Raw genomic sequence first — 17960 nt, forward strand, 5'->3', positions numbered from 1 at the left:
AGCTTATTATGGTTGTTTGGAGTATTTTACCTCAAAACCCTTGATGTGGCTGCTTTATATAAGGGGACACCTAAGGTATGGGACGGTATTGTCAATGACTCCAACTTTTACTTTGCATTTTGATGAGATTTTCTCTGGTTATGTCAAAGCGGGTATTTCCTATATTGATATCGATTTTCAATATGATATTGATTATTTTAATTTTAATAATGATTTAACTGGATTAGGCTATGTATTGGGCGCAGGCATAGACGCGACAGTGTCTAAACATATCGCACTTCGTTTAGGCTATGAGTTTACCTCTGGTGAATTAGAGTTTAACAATGCAGGTAACTTTAAAACGAATCTATCTCAGGTGAGCGTTGGAGTGCATTATTTATTTTAATGAAGAAGGCCTAGACCAATAGGGATCTTGGCTATGTTTCAAATGCAAGAGTTAACTTTATCAAAAAGTGTTTGCTAACAACCGCTTAAGATCAATTTAAGAAGGATGATAATATGTATTCGCAAATAGGGAAACTGAAAAAGCAAAGAAATAAGTGGGTTACTCACCCTGTTACGCTAAAAAAGGGGATTGTGCAGCGTATGATCGTACTAAATAACTATCATAATGTGTATATTCCTGCTCATTTAGACCCTGGAAACGCTACTGAAAGAGACAGAATGAAAACCGCGATTAATACTTTGACGAATAGGAATGATAATGTGGTATTTGTCAGTACAAGTGGCTTTGATGACGTAATGCAAGAAAATATCAGTAAGGAGACTCAAAAATTACTCAGAATGGATAATAAGTATATTGAAAAAAAGGAAGCGCACAGATTAACGGCTGTGGCTGGAAGAGCGCAGCAAGATCGAACGCTTGATCCCGATCAACGTAAAGCAGTTATCGATCAATTAGGGAGGGATTTAAATGTGCTTACTGTCAATCCAACCTGGGAGAAAAATGTGGAATTACGCCAACAGTTTTCTGATGAAAAACAAGTCTACATCTATCCTAATGACACAGAATTGGATAATCCATATACTTTTCCTACTGAGCGTAAATTGATAGCACCAGTGGATATGCTTGATGCACCAGGAGTCTTAGGCGCTGTCGGAAACCCTAATGAGATCTGTGCGATCCAAGCCATTTCAGATTTGCAAGGGGATGTTCATACTATGTGGGGAGATTTGGATAGTGATACAAGTGTGCCTGTATGGCATGCTGCTTGTCGGACTAAGGGGCTTGATTACCGAAACGATAATGAATACATCAAAATTCTAATGAAACTGGGGTTTACATTGGTTCAAAATGATCCGGTTATTTATAATGCAATTGATTGGACAGCAGCCAATCTAGGTGATGGAGATTACTTTTTAGCGACTGGAGCAGGTGACATTGGGCATGCGATAGGCGTACGGGTTGTGGGCGGAGTTGATACTGTTTTAGATAGACAAGAGCTGCATAATGATGCGGTCGTTGTGAAGTATATTTTTAAGAAATAGTGAAGGTTGGAAGAATGTGATCAATAACCGATTCATCAGGTCATTTTGTCCTAGACTTTGATGAATGAACTTGCCTATAACAAAACTCAAACTCTTTTAAAACGCTTTTTAGCTTCATTGTTATTTTTTGATGAACCCAGCATCTATTGCATATTCATTGATATAGACTGCTGATTAAACAACTCATCTCGATTAAAATTGAATATTACTCTTGAGCCATATAGCAGCTTCAATGAAATAGGACTGGAACTCATTATTTTATTGGGTTGTAGAAGTGATTTTATATTTTAAACGGTTTGTTTAAAGCAGTCCTTTACAATGATAAGCATTAGTTTTTTAACTTTCGTTATGGCTAAATTTATTTTTAACTAAATAGAGAGGAATAAATGAGTGATAATTATAGTGAGGTTATAGAGCAAAGTGAAAAGCATAAAAAGGATTTAATTAAGTCTCATCCTATTGTGATGTGGGTGATTGTGCTGTTGGTGTATATTATTTTATTGGTTGGTATAGGTTATATCGCTTTCTTCGATCAAGATTTTAATAATCCTCAACATACCATTGGGAATTATATGAGGATTTTGGATGAGTATAAACATTTAGCACCTGATGAAAAGGTGTTGAGTGAGGAGGAATTTTCGGCAATATTGATAGAAAGTATGAAGAAAGATTCAGAAGGTGGAGGTGAGTTACAGGAATTAGCCTCGCAATCATTTAATATTATACTCGGTGCTATCCTCGCTTTTTTATCTGGGTCAGTCACAATTATTTTTCAGCGAATGAGCAAGAAGAAAAGCTAAAGGCGTTATTTATTTTTTCAATTGATATTCCACATGCTTATTATTAATTTTAATTGAATTCAACGTTTATTCACATGCTGTTTTATCTATTCAGTTAATATCAATTTATTTTTTTAACGTAATTAAATGGAGAGAGCAATATGTATGCTCAAAAACAAAAAGTCATACACAAAAAGACACCGCTTTTGATGAGAAAGGCCATGATCCCCTTATTAATGGAACGGGGAAAGGATCCTGTCAGCCCATTACCTGGCATCATTCAACGGCGAAGGGCAGCGGGCTGGTACCGAACAAGAGAAGCGACTCGGCTTAGGCAAACTGCAGCGCCTCATGATGAAATTATAGCGGTTCCCAATGGGGCTTTAGTTAAGATTTTAGATGATAGAGTGAATAATTTTGCTGTTAAACTCATTCCTCGGGATCATCGCTGGGCGAGTTATGGTGGCCAAGTGGGTTGGATAGCCAGTACGCGACTGAACAATGATCCCGATACAGCTTATTATTGGAATACCTACCACAATAATAATGCACCGGCGTTATTTCGTTTAGCCAATTTGCAATATGTGTCTGTGAGTAATGGGGTTGTGGGCAGTATCTATTTTGAAGATGCGGCTGGTAATAATGGTCGAATCCGTTTGAATCATCCCTCAGGCCCAGCAGTGGAGTCTCATGTGGATCCTGTTGAAGTGTTTACACATGCTAATTTGAATGCGGCGCGCCCTAGCCGAGCTAAACGAGGGGAGGGCATAGCGGCAACGCGATTATTTATGACAAATAATGGCTGGCATAATCCCCCACGAGTCGGTGAATATGTGTATGAGCTTTGGGCCAATGGCCCAAATGTGGCAGCCAGTCACCCTTCTCGAGGGCAATACACTGCGCCTGTTAATATTACACAAAATATGATCAATGTGCTTTATCATGCCGTGCAAACGGAGCAAATTGGTAATAGCATCATGAGTCAATTGCGTAATCATGCCAATATGGCGGCTCAGCTTAATGAATAATATTTTTTTCTTTGTTAATGAACACTGAGTTTTTTACTGTTCGTAGCATACATCCAAGTGAAACTCGTATCTTCAATCCACTTGGGTATAGTCAGTGCCTTTATTCACAGTGAGAAGCCTGTTGTTACTGGAATATTTTTTCATCTTAACTAACATTCTTATCGAGGGATTTTTTACATACTTTTTGAAGACTTTTTTGAAGGACAAGGTTAAATATGATGAAATGGATTTGCAGTATTATTTTTGTGTGTTTGAGTATAACGGCTAATGCAGAGCCAATTAATCTAGTGGGAAAATGGCAAGGAGAATATCGAACCTATGTGTATCGAGACGGTAGTATAAATAAGGGGTATGCCAGTACAACCTTTACAGTGATAGAGCAAGATACGGCATTTCTGCGTGCCACTTCTCAATGGCAGAATCACACAAGTAAAACGGTAAAAGCCGAAGTGGCGGGTGACATGGTGCAATCAGCAACGGAAACATTACTTGGTATGTTTAGTTTTGATGGTAAGGAAGTGACTTTTATTGATACTAAGGACAATGGCATGTTTAAAATGAAGATCATTGATAACAATACCATGCAGGCGATGTATATTGAAAATCAACACCATGAAGCGACATTATTTAGAGTCGAACTTAAACGTGTCAAATAGGCCATTGGTGTGAGCGACTGAAGTGATAGTCATTTTAATCACTTTAGTCACTTGTTTAAAGTGGGGAGGAAGCTTTGCTTTGATAACATTGAAGCATTAGATCATAAAATAAAAGGGAACATGATGCCCGTTTACCAAGCAGAACAAGTCAAAAAGACAAATAATCAAGGCTATCAAAATACGAGTATACTGCCGTTAATTCATCAAAAATCGGCTCAAAAAAAGCGATCCAATATCGGCAAAGGTCCTTTCGTTAAAGGTCCCTTCGTTAAAGGTCCTAGTCACAGTATTGCTCAGTTGAGAATAAAGCCCAATAATACCGGCCTGCCTGATAGGTTAAAAGTGGGTATGGAGCGTCTCTCAGGTATGAAGCTTGATCATGTCAAAGTGCATTATAATTCCCCTCAACCAGCAGCATTACAGGCCTATGCGTATGCACAGGGGAGTGATATTCATTTAAGTCCTGGCCAAGAAAAACATTTACCCCATGAGCTAAGTCATGTTGTGCAGCAAGCCCAAGGGCGCGTTAAAGCCACGACCACTGTAGCTGGCATGGCGGTGAATGACAATGCAGGATTGGAGAGAGAAGCCGATGAGATGGGCGCTCAAGCGCTGCAAATGAAAGCTTCAAGGTCATTTTTTAAAAGCCAGAATGACAATACTCAATGCAGTGTTGCTCAATTGTTTAGCTATCAATCAAAAAAAACCATAGAAGGTGTCTCTTTAGCGGTGACTATACATAATACCGGAAAACAGCTTTTCATAGAAGATACTACAAAATCAGATAAAGAGGTCGGTAAGCTTAAAGGGGTTATTGATTACAAAATAGATGAAAAATCAAATGAGTTGATTTTAGAGCATTTTGAAGCTCATCCTGCTGGAGCAGGTTTAGGAACCTTGCTCATGTTTGAATTATCTCAAGTGGCTCTTTTAGGTCATCACAAACTTATTTCTGTTGCAACCCCGGCTCTATCGGCTATGGGGGCGTATAAAGCGTTTGGTGGTGAACCTCGAGATGTAGCAATGCATGAAGCTTTAAAGCTAATGTATTTACAGGGAATAAATGAAGATAGTGATATTCATAAGCGCTTTATTCATGAAGAAGCGCTTGCGGTTGCCGATAGTACTCTTGCAAAGGATCATTATTTTAATCCAAATAGTGGCCCAGTTGCTAAAGCTAATCTTTATAAAGGGGCCATTGAGGAGCATAAGAGGGCTCATACAAGTAAAGAAGATTATGCACGTGTTGTCGATTTGAAAGCCTTGTCTTCTCAAATTGTTTATGATCCAAATGTGTTAAAACGTAAAACAGTTGAGAGTTTACATAAAAGATGGAATGTCGTTTAAAGGTGACTGTGTTATTGATCTTGCCTATTTTGAGTCGATAAAAATAGCCTTAAACAGTCAGCGATAGAAACAATTTGTTTGCTGAAATTAAAAGGGAGTATGGCGCCCATTTATCAAGTCTATCTTGATAGATTGAAAAAACTAAAAACATTCGATAATTTTTATTTAAGCACTTAATCAGATGTAATAATCTTCATTTTCTTACCCTAAATTAAATAAAATGACTTTTTATATAAAAATGAGAAAGCTTACTTAAAACAGCGTATTAAAATAAAGTAATGTTGAAGCTATATGGCATGGCGATGAGGAGCACTGTGGCTGTGTAAACCGTTTTAATGCATTTGTGACATTAAAAGGTAAGGTTAAAATAGGATTAGAACAGTTAACATTATATCCCATTGATTCAATTACATTAAATTGAGGAGGCATTATTAATTAATCAACCAGATTAATACCAAAGGTTTCATTAGGGTAATTTCAAATTATGGAGCATTGGGTGTCGGGCATGGAAATGGCTGGTTTTGGAGTGTAATCGGCGTGACAACAGGTTCGATCCCTGATGCGACATATGGTCTGAGTGGCGGAGCATTGAACGGTGCTATAGGAGCTGTACGGACTGTGCTTATTGCGCACAATGATGCTATTGATGCAGAGAAAAAATGGGTGAATGGACTGGTAAAGTCCGATAGAGGTTGAATGGAAGGAGTGTATAAATATATTTATGTTTAAATCGGTGAGTGTAACGGAATAAAAATCAATATTACTTTATTTAATATTACTTTATTCAATGTTGCTTATTAATAATGAACATTAATTTAAAAATGACTTATCATGAATATACGTAATCATATTGAATTATTGACAGAAAAGCGTACTTATTTTCTTAGTGTTGGGCTGTCGGTTATTTTAATTTTATTAAGTATCATCAATATTGTTTTTATTGTTTTGGGTTGGCAATTAAATCAAATATGGACCTTGTTTGGTGCACTGTCAATGATATTACTGTTAATGAATGCACCGAGGAATATATTAACCTTATTGGTGTTAATGATTTTATCGACGCTGGTGGTCGATGAAGAGTCTTTATTAGAAGTTGCAGCTAGTATTCAAGGCGAACCATTAACGAATATTCGTGACAGTCGCCAATTTGAAGCGCCTACCATCACGTCGGTTAATCAAGTGGAAGTGAAATTAACCGATAAACTCAATAAATTATTAAAAAGTAGGAAGGATTCAGAAGAAGTGATTCAAAGCTTAGAATCATATCGTACAGAGTTACAGGTTAAAGCAGACTTATCTGGGCTTGATGAGGTCGATAAAGCCGTTATTCAGGCATTTTCGAGCCATGGTAAGTTAACCGAAAAAGCTTTTTTCTCAATCTTGAAAAATCAGGGATATACAGAGGAAAAAGCCATTACTTCATATAAAAAACTGGCGACGGCGGATTATATTGCCAGCTCGCCGGATGATTTCCAACAAGCACAACTCACCAAGCAAGGCATGGCACTTGTTAAGGCGTTAAATAGGATCCAAGAAAAACAATAATGGGTAATATAAGGAGCAATGTGTTGAAGAGTGAAATAATTCAATCCCCGACAGACAAACAACAAGTTGAAATGCTATTAGATAGAAATGTACCGACTTATCGGCAAGCTTATAGTGATCGAACGGCTTGGTTAATGGCATGTTTATCAGAGCTGGCCTATGTGCGTTTTAACCCGTTAATCAATGATGATACGGCTAAGCGGCAGTTATTATCTCAAGTCGATGAATTAATGGGGAAGCAATCGCAATCCGCTCTGCGGCAGATGATAGACAGCTTAGGCTATGATCATTTAGCAGAGAAACAATTTTTAATACGTGAGTTAGCGAGTTTACGCATGAAGCTCGTAGAGACATTTGATGAGGGGGGAACCCAAGCCATTTTAGTGAGTTGTTCACAATTTCTGATTTTATCATTTCGAGGTACTGAATCTGATAGCTTAGAAGACATTAAAACCGATGCTAAAGCCATGACGACTCAATGTCAGTCTGGAGGTATGGTGCACTCTGGTTTTAATCAAGCTTATAACAAAATTGAAATCCCCTTGACACTTGCATTTAACAAGCTGGGTGTGAAGCAAAAGCCACTGCTGATCACGGGTCACAGTTTAGGTGGGGCTTTGGCCACAATTGCCGCGAAAAGACTGGTACATGAAGGTGGTATCGCCGCTTGTTATACCTTTGGTTCTCCAAGAGTTGGCGATGAAACTTGGGTTATGACTATTAAAACACCGATTTATCGGCTTGTGAATGCTGCTGATTGTGTCACTATGATGCCGCCTGGTGCCGATACTATCACAGCCTTGAGTTGGTTATTGAGCTTTATGCCAAGGTTTGGAGGAGCATTACGATTAAAGTTGCAAACTAAGTTTGGTGGTTATTATCATGGCGGTGATATGCGTTATATGACTCACTGTGAGAATGGCCAGTATCAAAATGTTCAGCTTCTGGTTTCAGTAAGCTTTTTTCGTCGCATGAAAGGACTCATTATTAAAAATTTAGGTTGGAAAAAAGCACTTGCTGATCATTCTATTGCTATTTATCGAAAGAAATTGATGGTCATTGCCCATAAACGAGCAAGTGTAAATCAATAATAAACAAGGTGATCCCGACTTCTCAGGATGATTACTAAAGTTGCTAGATCTCTAGCTAGTACATCTTGCAGAGAAGATTAATAGTCCGCCTTTTCACTTCCTTTTTTGAATGAGTTATTTTATGAGTCATAAACATAAAGCGTGTGTGGCATTGGTTCCTCCTATACAAGATACAAAGTTATTTAATCAAGAAGCCTTAATTGAGCAACTTGTTCGCCATGAAGGGTTGATGTGTGGTCTTTATTTGCGTCGAAACAATCAAATTTTCATTGGCGTTGGGCGTAATCTATCTCGTGTTGGTTTGAGTGAAGATGAAGCTTGTTATTTAATTTGCCGTGATGTAAGAAGGCTTAAACCTTTGCTTGATAGAGAAGAAGAATCATCTGTCTCTGAGCACAGATTAAAAACTGAGTCTGTTTTGTCTTTGCAAGCATTAATATCGAATCGTCATAAAGTGGCTTATTTTTTCGATAATGGGATCACTAAGCCTGAAGCCTATTATTTATTGGCTAATGATATTAAACGAACGACAAATGAATTGAGTCAGGCTTGGCCGATTTTCTCAACATTGCCTTTTCATCATCAAGCGGTGTTGATAAATATGGCCTTTGATATGGGTGTCACTCAAGTCTTACGTGCTCGGAATATGTTGGCTGCCTTGGCGGAGGGGGCAAGTCATTTTGCGGCTATAGAGCTTGAGGTGTCTGATTGGGCAAGAGCAAAGCGAGAAAGAGCCAAAGAGTTAGCGACGCAATTAATATTGCCCAATTAAGAAAAGGGTAAGTGAATGAAGCTAGACTCTATTCTATTTGTGCTTTTCATTTGGCTGTTATTATTAATGATAGAAGTAGACAATATTATCGACCCTATTTCTTGGTTAATAGATTTATAGGTTTATAGATTAATTGGTTAATTTTCATAATGTAAAAAAGCGCACATGGGGGGAGAGAAGCGACCATTATTTTTATATTTGGGGATGGTTTCAACCGATTTTAATAAATAGCTTTTTGTGAGATGATTAATCTTAATGATTATTTGTGTTTTTACTCTTTGAAAAATAGATTTTTGATGGTGTATTTCAGCCATTTTTAATTTAATGCGAGCCGAAAAAGACCTTATCCTTTTTATGGCATTTTAATTGCTAAATAGTGATGTCTTTAGGTCATTCATGTTGGCGTTTTATGCTAAATAATAATGTATTTGAGCGGGAGAGAATTAATAATGACTCGTCTTTAATTCAATCCAATATTCAAGCTTTAGAAAAAGAGCTGACTTGGTGTGAGCGTATTATTGATGCACGGTTAAAAATACACTTTAAAAAAGAGGGGGAGCCTTCAGCTGTGTGTGATCTTCCTCAGCCTGAACGACAAATATTCCCTTCTCATTTTGCGCAGTTTGTAAAAAAGCATGAGTTGAGTATTGAGGCTCGGCTCATATTGATCTTAGCCTTAGTGCCAGTATTAAAACCAAAAGTATTGGACGTATTAACTTGTCAGAATGAGCTGACATTACGCCCATTTACCGAATTTGCGTGCGTTGAAGAAAATGGGCATTGGTATGCAACGGGGGAAACGGTCAGTTTCATATTGGGTGGAGAGGATCTTACTACCCGTTTAAGGGTGCAATCATTACTGCAGACGATTAATGGTAATAAATTGCACGAAGTGCTGGCACTCAGTACTTCTCAAGAAGCACCGCTAATATTAAAAGCGCCGCTTAAGTTGCGATCTAGCTATTTAGCGTATTTTACGACAGCCAATGAACATCGCCCTGAATTATTTGATGATTTTTGCGCAACCAGAATACAAAGCACACTAGAGTGGAAAGATCTCGTTTTGCCTAATAGTGTCATGGAGTCATTAGAAGACATTAAGTTTTGGGCAAGCACGGGAAAGGCCTTATTGGATGAATGGGGCTTGATGGATAAGCTCAGACCCGGTTTTCGAGTGCTGTTTTACGGCCCTCCTGGCACGGGGAAAACCATGACTGCTAGCGTGTTGGGAAAAAATATCAATCACCCTGTTTATCGCATTGATTTATCGAAAATTATTTCTAAATACATTGGCGAGACAGAAAAGAACTTAGAACAGGTTTTTACTTTGGCTGAAAATCAAAAGTGGATTTTATTTTTTGATGAAGCCGATGCGCTTTTTGGTAAACGCACGCAAGCATCTGGAGGAAATGATCAATTTGCTAATCAAAATGTGGCTTATTTATTACAACGCATTGAATGTTTTTCTGGTCTCAGCATATTAGCCACTAATTTTAAAGATAATTTAGACGAGGCATTTTTTAGGCGTTTTGAATCTGTCATTTACTTTCCTCAACCCAACGCCTCTGAGCGTTTACGGTTATGGCATCAAGGTTTTTCTCATCAATCAACACTGGAATCGACAGTCGATTTAGAGCGAATAGCCAGTGATTATATTCTAACTGGGGCTGAAATTATGAATGTGATCCGTTTTGCTTCTTTGCAAGCATTACGAAGAGGCAGTTGTGAAATTGCTTATAGGGATCTTTTAGAAGGGATACGTCGACAAAAAATGCGTGATGACAACCAGGCTGAGTTAAGCCTGGCTCCCCGCTTAGATCTCTTTGCTTAGTTTGAGTTGTCATTGGGCTCAGGTAAACATCATGAACAGGTCATAAAGATGGCTTTATAATCATTTTATAATCAATAAGTAAGGATAAAATATGGAACAGCAACAAACAAGTATGCCCTCGAAGGCAATGGAAGCCGCGGTTTCGCCAATGGAACATCCTGAAGCATCACAGAGAACAAAAACCACTTCCAATACTGCGCAGTTAACTGACAAGGAAGTGCTATCAAATTCTCAAAATGATAGCCAGCCTAAAGTGCAAGCGGTGAATGAGGCGCCGGTACAAAGAGCTTCGGCGATAGCCAATACACCTGCTAAGTTTATTTATGCTTCTGGTCGTTTAAGACCACATTTTACTAATTTAGGATTAGAAAAAGAAAGTGAAGCGGCAACCAAGTTATTAAATTTAAAGCCAAATGACTATTATGAACTCTTTACCTATAAAGATGAGAATAATAACCAACCTTACCGCTATCTGGCTGAGCAAGTCAGTTGGATTTTAAGTATCGACAATCAAGATGCGTATGTGTTATTACCCAATAGTAACGATGAGCTTGATGCATTTATTCATACCCTTGAGGTGAAGGAGACACATAATGTGGCCGATGAAGTGCTATCGGTTGCCATTGGAGAGCTGGGGCCAGTCGCCCCTAATGCGTTAAGCAATAGTCAACCTTTACATATGGTGAGGTGTCATCATTTATATCATTTTACAACAGCCGAGCTGATGTCAGAATTGAGTGTACACAATACCACGACAACAGCCATACGTGATGTTTTAACCGCTTTAGCCCCTAAACCCAATGTGGGGGCTTCTGACAGTGAGCGAGCAAAGAACTTTTTGGCTTACCGTTATGCGACGATTTATGCTAAAACCGCCGGACTTGAACCGAATAAAGCCAATAATAGTACTGATGATAAAGATAGCGATCAGTTTTTAGAAAATTTAGAAACAAAACCCTCTAATACTTCTCCAGGCAGAAAAATTATCGATGTTATTTTTACTTATCAACGTAATGTGAGTGGGCGCAAGAGTACCTATTACACGAGTGTTGATGTGACTGATTTGTATCCTTTCCTTCATTCTAACTTGATGGACTATGTGCCTTCTAATTGATGTTTTAAGAGATGTTAATTAATCGGTTCATTAATGTTAACCCTGATCAGAGTGAGTAAAAGATGAATGAAATAACCCCCAATAGTGGTGATAATCCGCTCACCTATTTATATATCAATGGGTATATAAAGGCAGATTTTCCCACCAAAGGATTAAAAAAAGAATTTGAGCGTTGCTGTCATTGCATCAATACTGAAGGTGACAAGCAACAATTTCTACCACTGCAAGTGCCGTCGGCGGCAAAGCAATCAACAGATGAATTTAATCAACAACTCTATGATTTGGTCTCTAAAGCGGAGTATCGTTATATTGCCCGCTTGATGACTTGGCGTTTTACAAATAGTTATGGTCATGATATTTATAACCTCATTCCGACGGAGTCACAGCTGCCGTCTATGATCGCGGCCATTAAACCGAAAAAAAACAAGCTTGCAAAGCCTATGGTACTGGTCGGATACAGTAAAAGTGCAGCTAATGGTGAACTGCCCACAGTGGATGTGAGGCGGTTAACAAAAGTCAGTCCGTCATCCATCATTAAGTCCATTAAAGCGACAATGCCTAATATCGATGTGGATAAACTTAAGTTAATTGTGGCTGAGATACTGTCATTGAGTACTAATAGTGGCGACAACGATCAAGATCGCGCACTGAATTACATTTTGTACCAAAATTTAGCCATTTATTCGAGAAGCTATGAACTACTTTATGGGGATAGCACTTCAGGACAGTCATCAGCCAATGCCAGATTGATGAATATTCAAGTGCTGCCTTTTCAAAGTGGCGATAGGCATACAGTGAAAGTCATTTTTGAGTATCAGTCGCCACAAGGGGGCGCGCAGTATTGGTACTCTGCAGTCGATGTTACTGATGAGTACCCTTTTTTATTAGAATCATTTGAGCGTTTTTTACCCCGTTATTGACGCTTTAATCAGGTTGCTTTGAGTGATGAAGTAACCGTTTATACCAATCTAAAGTCAATCAATGATCATTAACTTTAGATTGGTATTTTACCTATGGCCCTTGAATTAGGTGGTTTTACAGGTTCTGAAAACATGCCTCTTCAAGTGTCATGGGTATCATCTAGCAGACTTTTCTTCCTTTTAATGCCTTCCATTTCTTCTTTTGATAGCTTTCATCTCATGTTTTCCTTTTATTCTCTTTCTGTTATTCACTTTTTTGGTTTTATTTTTTATGTATGTTATCCACTGCCTGTTGGCATTTTCTAGCATATGACTGGTGCTGGTTTTCAATATGTTTACATTGATCTTGTGTTGCGTGTTTGATGGGAGCAAGGGCGATGCAATCTTGAGTGCTTTTGAGTATGGGGGCACTATTAAGATCTGATGGCGGTTGCCAGTACCAATCAAAAATATCATCTGTGTTCATCGGTTGTCTCCTTTATGGTCACTCTTTTTGTGGATTGTGTTGTGGCTGCTGTTGTGTATTGTTGTGAGCGCAGCGTTATCAAATGGATAACGCTGGATTGAATAGGACACTATTGCACTTTATCTTTTGGTGAATGAAGTGACATATTTTCAGGATCTGGAATGGGCAGATAAGGGTGCTGCTTAACCAGTTCGATAAAAAATTTTTGCATGAAATGATAAAGTTGGATCACATCCTGCAGCTGTTGAGTCCGTTTGTGCCTTTCTTTACCGTAATCAAAACGGCCTCTGGCTTTTTCTGGATCCAGACACGCTAAGTAAAGCTGACTGAGTCCAAATAATAAGGATGCGTATTGTTGGCTAAAGGCAACGGCTTGTTGCCTTTTAAATTTTTCTTCAGAGGGATCATTGAGCTGATATTCGTTGACGTGGATCAAAAAAGATCGTATCTGTTGTTCGAAGTGCATTAACTTATCTGGGTATGTCTCATTTAATTGGCTATTGGTAATAATTTGAGTAAGTAGGGTGTTGATATTAAGAAACCAAGTCTCTTTGAGAGCAAGATCAGACATGGTGGTGACTCCTTTGTTTATGGGAATGATCATGGAATTGAAAGGTATAGCGTTAAACGTCTATGTCATCGAAAAGCTGCTTTAAAAACAGTGACTCGTTTTTATGAGGTAAAGGATCGGCTTGATTTATTTCAATGTTATGGATTGAGCCATCAGTTGAGTGCTTCTGTGTGTTTGATAGAGAGTTTGATAGAGAGTTTGAATGTGTTTCCTGTCGTTTCCCTGTATCCATTGTGTTTGCATCGTCTGCGTGTTTTGGTATGTAATTTGGCTTATTCTCTTCATCTATCTTTTTTTCTTCATCTGTCTCTTTCTCTTTTCCTGTCTCTGTCTCTTCCTCTTTCCCTGTTTTTAACTTGGGGGGCTCATCACTGGACACTTGACTATGCCATAATGCTTGTCGCTTAGGCTCTGTGTAAGTGTGATCAAGCTGATTAAGTTGCTGGTAAAAATGTTCAACGATTTGATGAAACTGCTGTAAGTCTTGCTTGTTTTGTGTGTTGGAGGCATCAAATAGGGCATTGAGTCTGACAATGATGGCGATGATGTCCGCTTTGTCTTTGATGAGAGAATCAAGAAGTGAGCGGGAGGGGGATAGTGCTGCTTGCTGTAATTGTAAAATGGCGAGTTTTTTTGCCCAATTGAGCAATATTTGTTTATCAGAGTGATCATTTTTTTCATTGATAAAGAGTTGTTTTATGCTTGACAATAGCGGTAAATATTCGAATATTTTCATTATTGCTCCTCAGTTAACATCGTATCAATAATAAATCAATAAATGGGCCAGATTAATAAAGTGGATTATTTCATCCATTTTTATTTAAATTTGGTCTAATTAAGGCAGTTGTTCGGTATTTGATGGGTGATTTTTAATCATGGTGTTTTTAATTAATGGAAAATAGCGTTAATAAATAAAAAATGAATCTTAGTTTAATATGAGCACGCATGTTTGATGATTGTTTCTTATCTAACTTGGACGATATAGGTTTTTTTAATGATATAAATGGTCATAGATGACCATAAAGTGAGGTTGGCAAACTTCATGCTATGAAAGCCCTGAATATTGACGAATAATTGGGCCAATTTTATGCGTACTCCTTTAATCGAGAAAAAACAGGATAAAGCGATCCATTTAATACCTGCTGAGCCGGCTATGGCAAAAAATATTTTGCCTTTAATGACAAAGCGCATTTGTCAACGTCTTGCCATTGCACCTATTGAAACACTTCAGGATATGACCTGTTTTATTCAAGGAACATATTCACTTCAAAAATGGCGTTTTTTTATTATTAATCAACCCTTAGGCATTATAGGTGGTATTAGTTTTGGTTTGCTTGGTGAAGATGAGAAGAGTGTGACAGCTTTGCTAAGTTATTGGATTGGTGAGGAGTATCAAGGTCAAGGTTTTGCCACTCAAGCCTTATCACTTTTAATGGGAGTATTAAATAAACAAGGGGTGAATCACTTTTTAGCTCAAGTTTACCCAGATAATCTAGCTTCTCAAAAAGTGTTGATGAAGTTGGGATTTGAGTGTTTTGACCCTAATATACGACGTGAAGGCTTCTCTGGATTAGTTGATTTTACCTTGCATTTAGTTTGAATATGATCTAACACTCATTATTACTTAAAATGAAATATGCTAAGGAGAATGAGCGATAACTTATATTTTAATAACAAACTTATTTTTTATTAAGGACTGTTCTGTCCATTAATGATCTTATATTGGTGATTAAAGGCTATTTCCCTAATTTGGCATATATTCTGCTCGCATCTTAATATTATTTTGTTAAGAAAAGAGTGATCATGAATAGTCATAAAAATAAACACAGTTGGAAAAGAAGAGGGAGTGTTATATTTGGTTTTATATTGATTTGGTATTTACTTGAGCTGTATTTCAAGCCGTTATCTTCAAATGAGCACTTTGTACAAGGTTTTGATGTGTCTCATTATCAAGGAAGCGTACAATGGACCAAAATAGACAATACCTTGTTTCCTTTTGCCATTGCTAAAGCTACAGGAGGAGAAACTTATATTGATCCCCAATTTCATATGAATTGGCACGGTATGAGGCAGAATAATATTATTAGAGGAGCTTACCATTTTTTCTATGCTGCGGATGATCCGCAAAAACAAGCAAAGCAGTATTTGTCTGTGGTAAAGCAATTTAGGCCAACAGATTTGCCACCGATATTGGATATTGAGATCACGGATAATATGAGTGAAGTGGCATTGCGAGAGCGCAGTTTAGTTTGGCTTGATTTTGTTGAAAAACAGACTCGAAGAAGGCCGATTATTTATACTGATGTGTTTTTTGCTCAGCGTTATTTAAATGATCCTCGATTCAGTCGATTTCCACTTTGGATCGCCGCTTATCAAGCTAAATTAATTCAGTTACCCACGTCATGGCTGGGTGAGGGAGTATGCCAAAAAACTTGGTGTCTTTGGCAGCATTCGCAAAATGGCCGAGTCAGTGGCGTCAACGCACCCGTGGATTTAAATCATTTCAATGGCAATCTTCCTGCTTTATTAAAGTTTATCAAGGATTCACATCAATAGGCATTAATACCAAGGAGAAAGACGATGTTAATCATTGCGGGAGAAAAATATACTTGTGCCGCTTTGACTAACGCGGGGTCAACTCAAAAGACGCTAACGCAGCTAGTCAATGAGGTGTTTAAAGGTATGTGGAAAGCCGCCAAACATCAGTTAACGTTACTTGAAGACAATCAGAAAAATTCCTCAGAAATGGAAAGATACTTGCAACTGGTGTTGACACAAGTTGTGGCGCATTTTGGCCAAGAAGCTGTCAGATATAAACGTCAATTAAGTCAATGGTTAGACTGTGAGTCATATGTTGGAGCAGATAAACCTAACTATCGATATAAGCGACATGATCAGCTGCGAGAATATTTGTTTTGGCATGAAGCGGCCATCGCTTTAGATGCATGGATACAAAGTGGTTCTTGTCGAGCCTTTGAGCGAGACCTTGCTCAAAAAGTGTATCAAAATCCTTATATAAATATGTTAATCAATAGCTTGGTTAATCAACTCTATGAGAAAATTAAGCATGATCTACAAAATAAAGGATCTCTTTATTATGACGTGACCATGGAATTATTAAGTGGCCATACATTATTACGCATGAGAAAGGATGGGCAACTACAGCTTGCTAAACCCTTTGGCACTTATCGACAAAGCTTGCATCAAAAAAGACAAGCGCAAGCCTTGGGAGTGAACTTGATGATACCCAACCTTACTAATAATGCGCCCATGAATGTGCTTATGTCTCCTCAAGACTTTTCTTTAGAAGACAAAATCGCCCTTATTCACGATCTGGCGGACTATTTTGGTCCGCATCAAGTTTGGGCACCAGAAACAGCGGGTCAGGGACTGATCGATACTGTTATAAAAGGGGATTGCCATGTCAGTGTCGGATCCACGGCTGAGGGAATAAAACGAGAATGTTTAAATGATGCTCACTCTCGGCAAAGTCAGCATTTAAGAGGCGTAGGACAAAATGGGATGTGTCGTAATGAATTGGCATTATCAAGTTTATTGGCAAGAAAACAAGGGTTATTTTTATGGTCTGGACACTCAACATCTGTGGTAAAAATGCTCAAACTGGCGCGTTGGGCGGGAGGTAGGCAAGCTGAACTCACCGCCTTATCTCAAGCCTTAATGGCATTTTTTAGAGTGGAGTATCATGCTGCTTGTCCTTACCCTTTTCATACTCTACATGAAGTGATGGACATGGCTCGAAGTTTTGGCGTTAATTATCAGCTGGATCTTTTAAAAAAAGATCAGGATTGCATTCAAATGGATACGATAGATAGCGTATATTTTGAGCGTTATATCGATAGCTTAGCCACTGAAGTAGAGTTAGCCTTTTCGCCTTATTCTAATAAGGTGAACCAGCCTTTTAGTGAAGAGGCATTGGCCTTAGAAGGTACCTTGTCAATGAAACAAGACGAGCCTGAGGCCGCTAGGTTGAAACAATGCCAAGGTAAACATCAGCGTGATAAGGCCCTTGAATGTTTGGCGACATTGAAAAAAACCATGACGCTTTTGACAGAAGAGGTATTGAAGTCATCCTTACAAGATCCAGTTAAAAACAATGAGCCTTCATCAATGGCCGCGAATTTGAGCACAGGTTTACCACAATTTTCTTTTCAGCCACAATCGACATTGAGTCCTGAAGTCGCACAGTTGAAAACTTTTTATGATGCATTATTTTCTTTACAAGTATTATTAATGAAGGCATAAACTATTTAGAGTGATCAGCGGTCATAATGATATTGATAGAAGTTATCCCCGTGACACCTGAAGATGCATCTTCAGGTGTCACGGGGATA

The 17960-nt window shown here is 38.3% G+C and carries 19 protein-coding genes; 16 read left to right on the top strand and 3 right to left on the bottom strand.

Features of this window, described 5'->3' with window-relative positions; translation table 11 throughout:
* The first annotated feature begins 94 nt into the window (after positions 1 to 94).
* The 13 genes from Q0791_RS17245 to Q0791_RS17305 all read left to right on the top strand — a co-directional run bounded on the left by Q0791_RS17245 (position 95) and on the right by Q0791_RS17305 (position 12571).
* Entirely contained in the window at positions 95 to 385 is a 291-nt protein-coding gene (locus Q0791_RS17245; RefSeq protein WP_366942492.1) for an outer membrane beta-barrel protein, read from the top strand.
* 113 nt (positions 386 to 498) lie between these two features.
* A complete protein-coding gene (locus Q0791_RS17250) occupies positions 499 to 1488 on the top strand; it encodes a hypothetical protein (protein WP_299008983.1) in 990 nt (329 codons plus the stop codon).
* 386 nt (positions 1489 to 1874) lie between these two features.
* Positions 1875 to 2288, top strand: coding sequence for a hypothetical protein (locus Q0791_RS17255; protein ID WP_299008984.1), 414 nt, complete (start codon positions 1875 to 1877; stop codon positions 2286 to 2288).
* A gap of 140 nt (positions 2289 to 2428) precedes the next feature.
* Positions 2429 to 3295, top strand: coding sequence for a hypothetical protein (locus tag Q0791_RS17260; RefSeq protein WP_299008985.1), 867 nt, complete (start codon positions 2429 to 2431; stop codon positions 3293 to 3295).
* 215 nt (positions 3296 to 3510) lie between these two features.
* A complete protein-coding gene (locus Q0791_RS17265) occupies positions 3511 to 3951 on the top strand; it encodes a hypothetical protein (protein WP_299008986.1) in 441 nt (146 codons plus the stop codon).
* Positions 3952 to 4071: 120 nt separating this feature from the next.
* Complete coding sequence (locus Q0791_RS17270) at positions 4072 to 5298, top strand: DUF4157 domain-containing protein (protein ID WP_299008987.1); 1227 nt, start codon at positions 4072 to 4074, stop codon at positions 5296 to 5298.
* A 492-nt stretch (positions 5299 to 5790) separates the two neighbouring features.
* Positions 5791 to 5994, top strand: coding sequence for a hypothetical protein (locus tag Q0791_RS17275; RefSeq protein ID WP_299008989.1), 204 nt, complete (start codon positions 5791 to 5793; stop codon positions 5992 to 5994).
* Between the two features lie 135 nt (positions 5995 to 6129).
* A complete protein-coding gene (locus Q0791_RS17280) occupies positions 6130 to 6843 on the top strand; it encodes a hypothetical protein (protein ID WP_299008991.1) in 714 nt (237 codons plus the stop codon).
* A 23-nt stretch (positions 6844 to 6866) separates the two neighbouring features.
* Positions 6867 to 7934: a lipase family protein gene (locus Q0791_RS17285; RefSeq protein WP_299008993.1), complete on the top strand. Its 1068-nt coding sequence runs from the start codon at positions 6867 to 6869 to the stop codon at positions 7932 to 7934.
* A 121-nt stretch (positions 7935 to 8055) separates the two neighbouring features.
* On the top strand, positions 8056 to 8706 hold the full coding sequence (locus Q0791_RS17290) for a hypothetical protein (protein WP_299008995.1): 651 nt from the start codon (positions 8056 to 8058) through the stop codon (positions 8704 to 8706).
* A gap of 409 nt (positions 8707 to 9115) precedes the next feature.
* A complete protein-coding gene (locus Q0791_RS17295) occupies positions 9116 to 10537 on the top strand; it encodes an ATP-binding protein (protein WP_299008997.1) in 1422 nt (473 codons plus the stop codon).
* A 91-nt stretch (positions 10538 to 10628) separates the two neighbouring features.
* Entirely contained in the window at positions 10629 to 11651 is a 1023-nt protein-coding gene (locus Q0791_RS17300) for a hypothetical protein (protein WP_299008999.1), read from the top strand.
* Positions 11652 to 11713: 62 nt separating this feature from the next.
* The gene (locus Q0791_RS17305; protein WP_299009001.1) at positions 11714 to 12571 is read left to right on the top strand and encodes a hypothetical protein; all 858 of its coding nucleotides are present in this window, start codon (positions 11714 to 11716) and stop codon (positions 12569 to 12571) included.
* A gap of 262 nt (positions 12572 to 12833) precedes the next feature.
* On the opposite strand, the gene Q0791_RS17310 is transcribed toward Q0791_RS17305, so the two are convergent.
* The 3 genes from Q0791_RS17310 to Q0791_RS17320 all read right to left on the bottom strand — a co-directional run bounded on the left by Q0791_RS17310 (position 12834) and on the right by Q0791_RS17320 (position 14344).
* Positions 12834 to 13037: a hypothetical protein gene (locus Q0791_RS17310; RefSeq protein ID WP_299009004.1), complete on the bottom strand. Its 204-nt coding sequence runs from the start codon at positions 13035 to 13037 to the stop codon at positions 12834 to 12836.
* Positions 13038 to 13146: 109 nt separating this feature from the next.
* Positions 13147 to 13608 carry a hypothetical protein gene (locus tag Q0791_RS17315; RefSeq protein WP_299009006.1) on the bottom strand — a complete coding sequence of 154 codons (462 nt, stop codon included), beginning with the start codon at positions 13606 to 13608 and terminating at the stop codon, positions 13147 to 13149.
* A 52-nt stretch (positions 13609 to 13660) separates the two neighbouring features.
* On the bottom strand, positions 13661 to 14344 hold the full coding sequence (locus Q0791_RS17320) for a hypothetical protein (protein ID WP_299009009.1): 684 nt from the start codon (positions 14342 to 14344) through the stop codon (positions 13661 to 13663).
* 351 nt (positions 14345 to 14695) lie between these two features.
* On the opposite strand from Q0791_RS17320, the gene Q0791_RS17325 reads away from it, so the two are divergent.
* The 3 genes from Q0791_RS17325 (at position 14696) to Q0791_RS17335 (ending at position 17871) form a co-directional block, all read left to right on the top strand.
* Positions 14696 to 15208, top strand: a complete 513-nt coding sequence (locus tag Q0791_RS17325) for a GNAT family N-acetyltransferase (RefSeq protein ID WP_299009010.1) — start codon at positions 14696 to 14698, stop codon at positions 15206 to 15208.
* A gap of 203 nt (positions 15209 to 15411) precedes the next feature.
* Complete coding sequence (locus Q0791_RS17330) at positions 15412 to 16164, top strand: GH25 family lysozyme (protein WP_299009012.1); 753 nt, start codon at positions 15412 to 15414, stop codon at positions 16162 to 16164.
* Between the two features lie 24 nt (positions 16165 to 16188).
* Positions 16189 to 17871, top strand: coding sequence for a hypothetical protein (locus tag Q0791_RS17335; protein WP_299009014.1), 1683 nt, complete (start codon positions 16189 to 16191; stop codon positions 17869 to 17871).
* The last annotated feature ends 89 nt before the right edge of the window (positions 17872 to 17960 follow it).

The sequence above is a fragment of the uncultured Shewanella sp. genome, from assembly GCF_947495455.1.
In the GTDB taxonomy this organism is placed as follows: Bacteria; Pseudomonadota; Gammaproteobacteria; order Enterobacterales; family Shewanellaceae; genus Shewanella.

Coding starts and splice junctions, on each gene's coding strand:
- Q0791_RS17245 (WP_366942492.1), top strand. CDS start 95: ATGACTCCAACTTTTACTTTGCATTTTGATGAGATTTTCTCTGGTTAT.
- Q0791_RS17250 (WP_299008983.1), top strand. CDS start 499: ATGTATTCGCAAATAGGGAAACTGAAAAAGCAAAGAAATAAGTGGGTT.
- Q0791_RS17255 (WP_299008984.1), top strand. CDS start 1,875: ATGAGTGATAATTATAGTGAGGTTATAGAGCAAAGTGAAAAGCATAAA.
- Q0791_RS17260 (WP_299008985.1), top strand. CDS start 2,429: ATGTATGCTCAAAAACAAAAAGTCATACACAAAAAGACACCGCTTTTG.
- Q0791_RS17265 (WP_299008986.1), top strand. CDS start 3,511: ATGATGAAATGGATTTGCAGTATTATTTTTGTGTGTTTGAGTATAACG.
- Q0791_RS17270 (WP_299008987.1), top strand. CDS start 4,072: ATGATGCCCGTTTACCAAGCAGAACAAGTCAAAAAGACAAATAATCAA.
- Q0791_RS17280 (WP_299008991.1), top strand. CDS start 6,130: ATGAATATACGTAATCATATTGAATTATTGACAGAAAAGCGTACTTAT.
- Q0791_RS17290 (WP_299008995.1), top strand. CDS start 8,056: ATGAGTCATAAACATAAAGCGTGTGTGGCATTGGTTCCTCCTATACAA.
- Q0791_RS17295 (WP_299008997.1), top strand. CDS start 9,116: ATGCTAAATAATAATGTATTTGAGCGGGAGAGAATTAATAATGACTCG.
- Q0791_RS17300 (WP_299008999.1), top strand. CDS start 10,629: ATGGAACAGCAACAAACAAGTATGCCCTCGAAGGCAATGGAAGCCGCG.
- Q0791_RS17305 (WP_299009001.1), top strand. CDS start 11,714: ATGAATGAAATAACCCCCAATAGTGGTGATAATCCGCTCACCTATTTA.
- Q0791_RS17310 (WP_299009004.1), bottom strand. CDS start 13,037: ATGAACACAGATGATATTTTTGATTGGTACTGGCAACCGCCATCAGAT.
- Q0791_RS17315 (WP_299009006.1), bottom strand. CDS start 13,608: ATGTCTGATCTTGCTCTCAAAGAGACTTGGTTTCTTAATATCAACACC.
- Q0791_RS17320 (WP_299009009.1), bottom strand. CDS start 14,344: ATGAAAATATTCGAATATTTACCGCTATTGTCAAGCATAAAACAACTC.
- Q0791_RS17325 (WP_299009010.1), top strand. CDS start 14,696: ATGCGTACTCCTTTAATCGAGAAAAAACAGGATAAAGCGATCCATTTA.
- Q0791_RS17330 (WP_299009012.1), top strand. CDS start 15,412: ATGAATAGTCATAAAAATAAACACAGTTGGAAAAGAAGAGGGAGTGTT.
- Q0791_RS17335 (WP_299009014.1), top strand. CDS start 16,189: ATGTTAATCATTGCGGGAGAAAAATATACTTGTGCCGCTTTGACTAAC.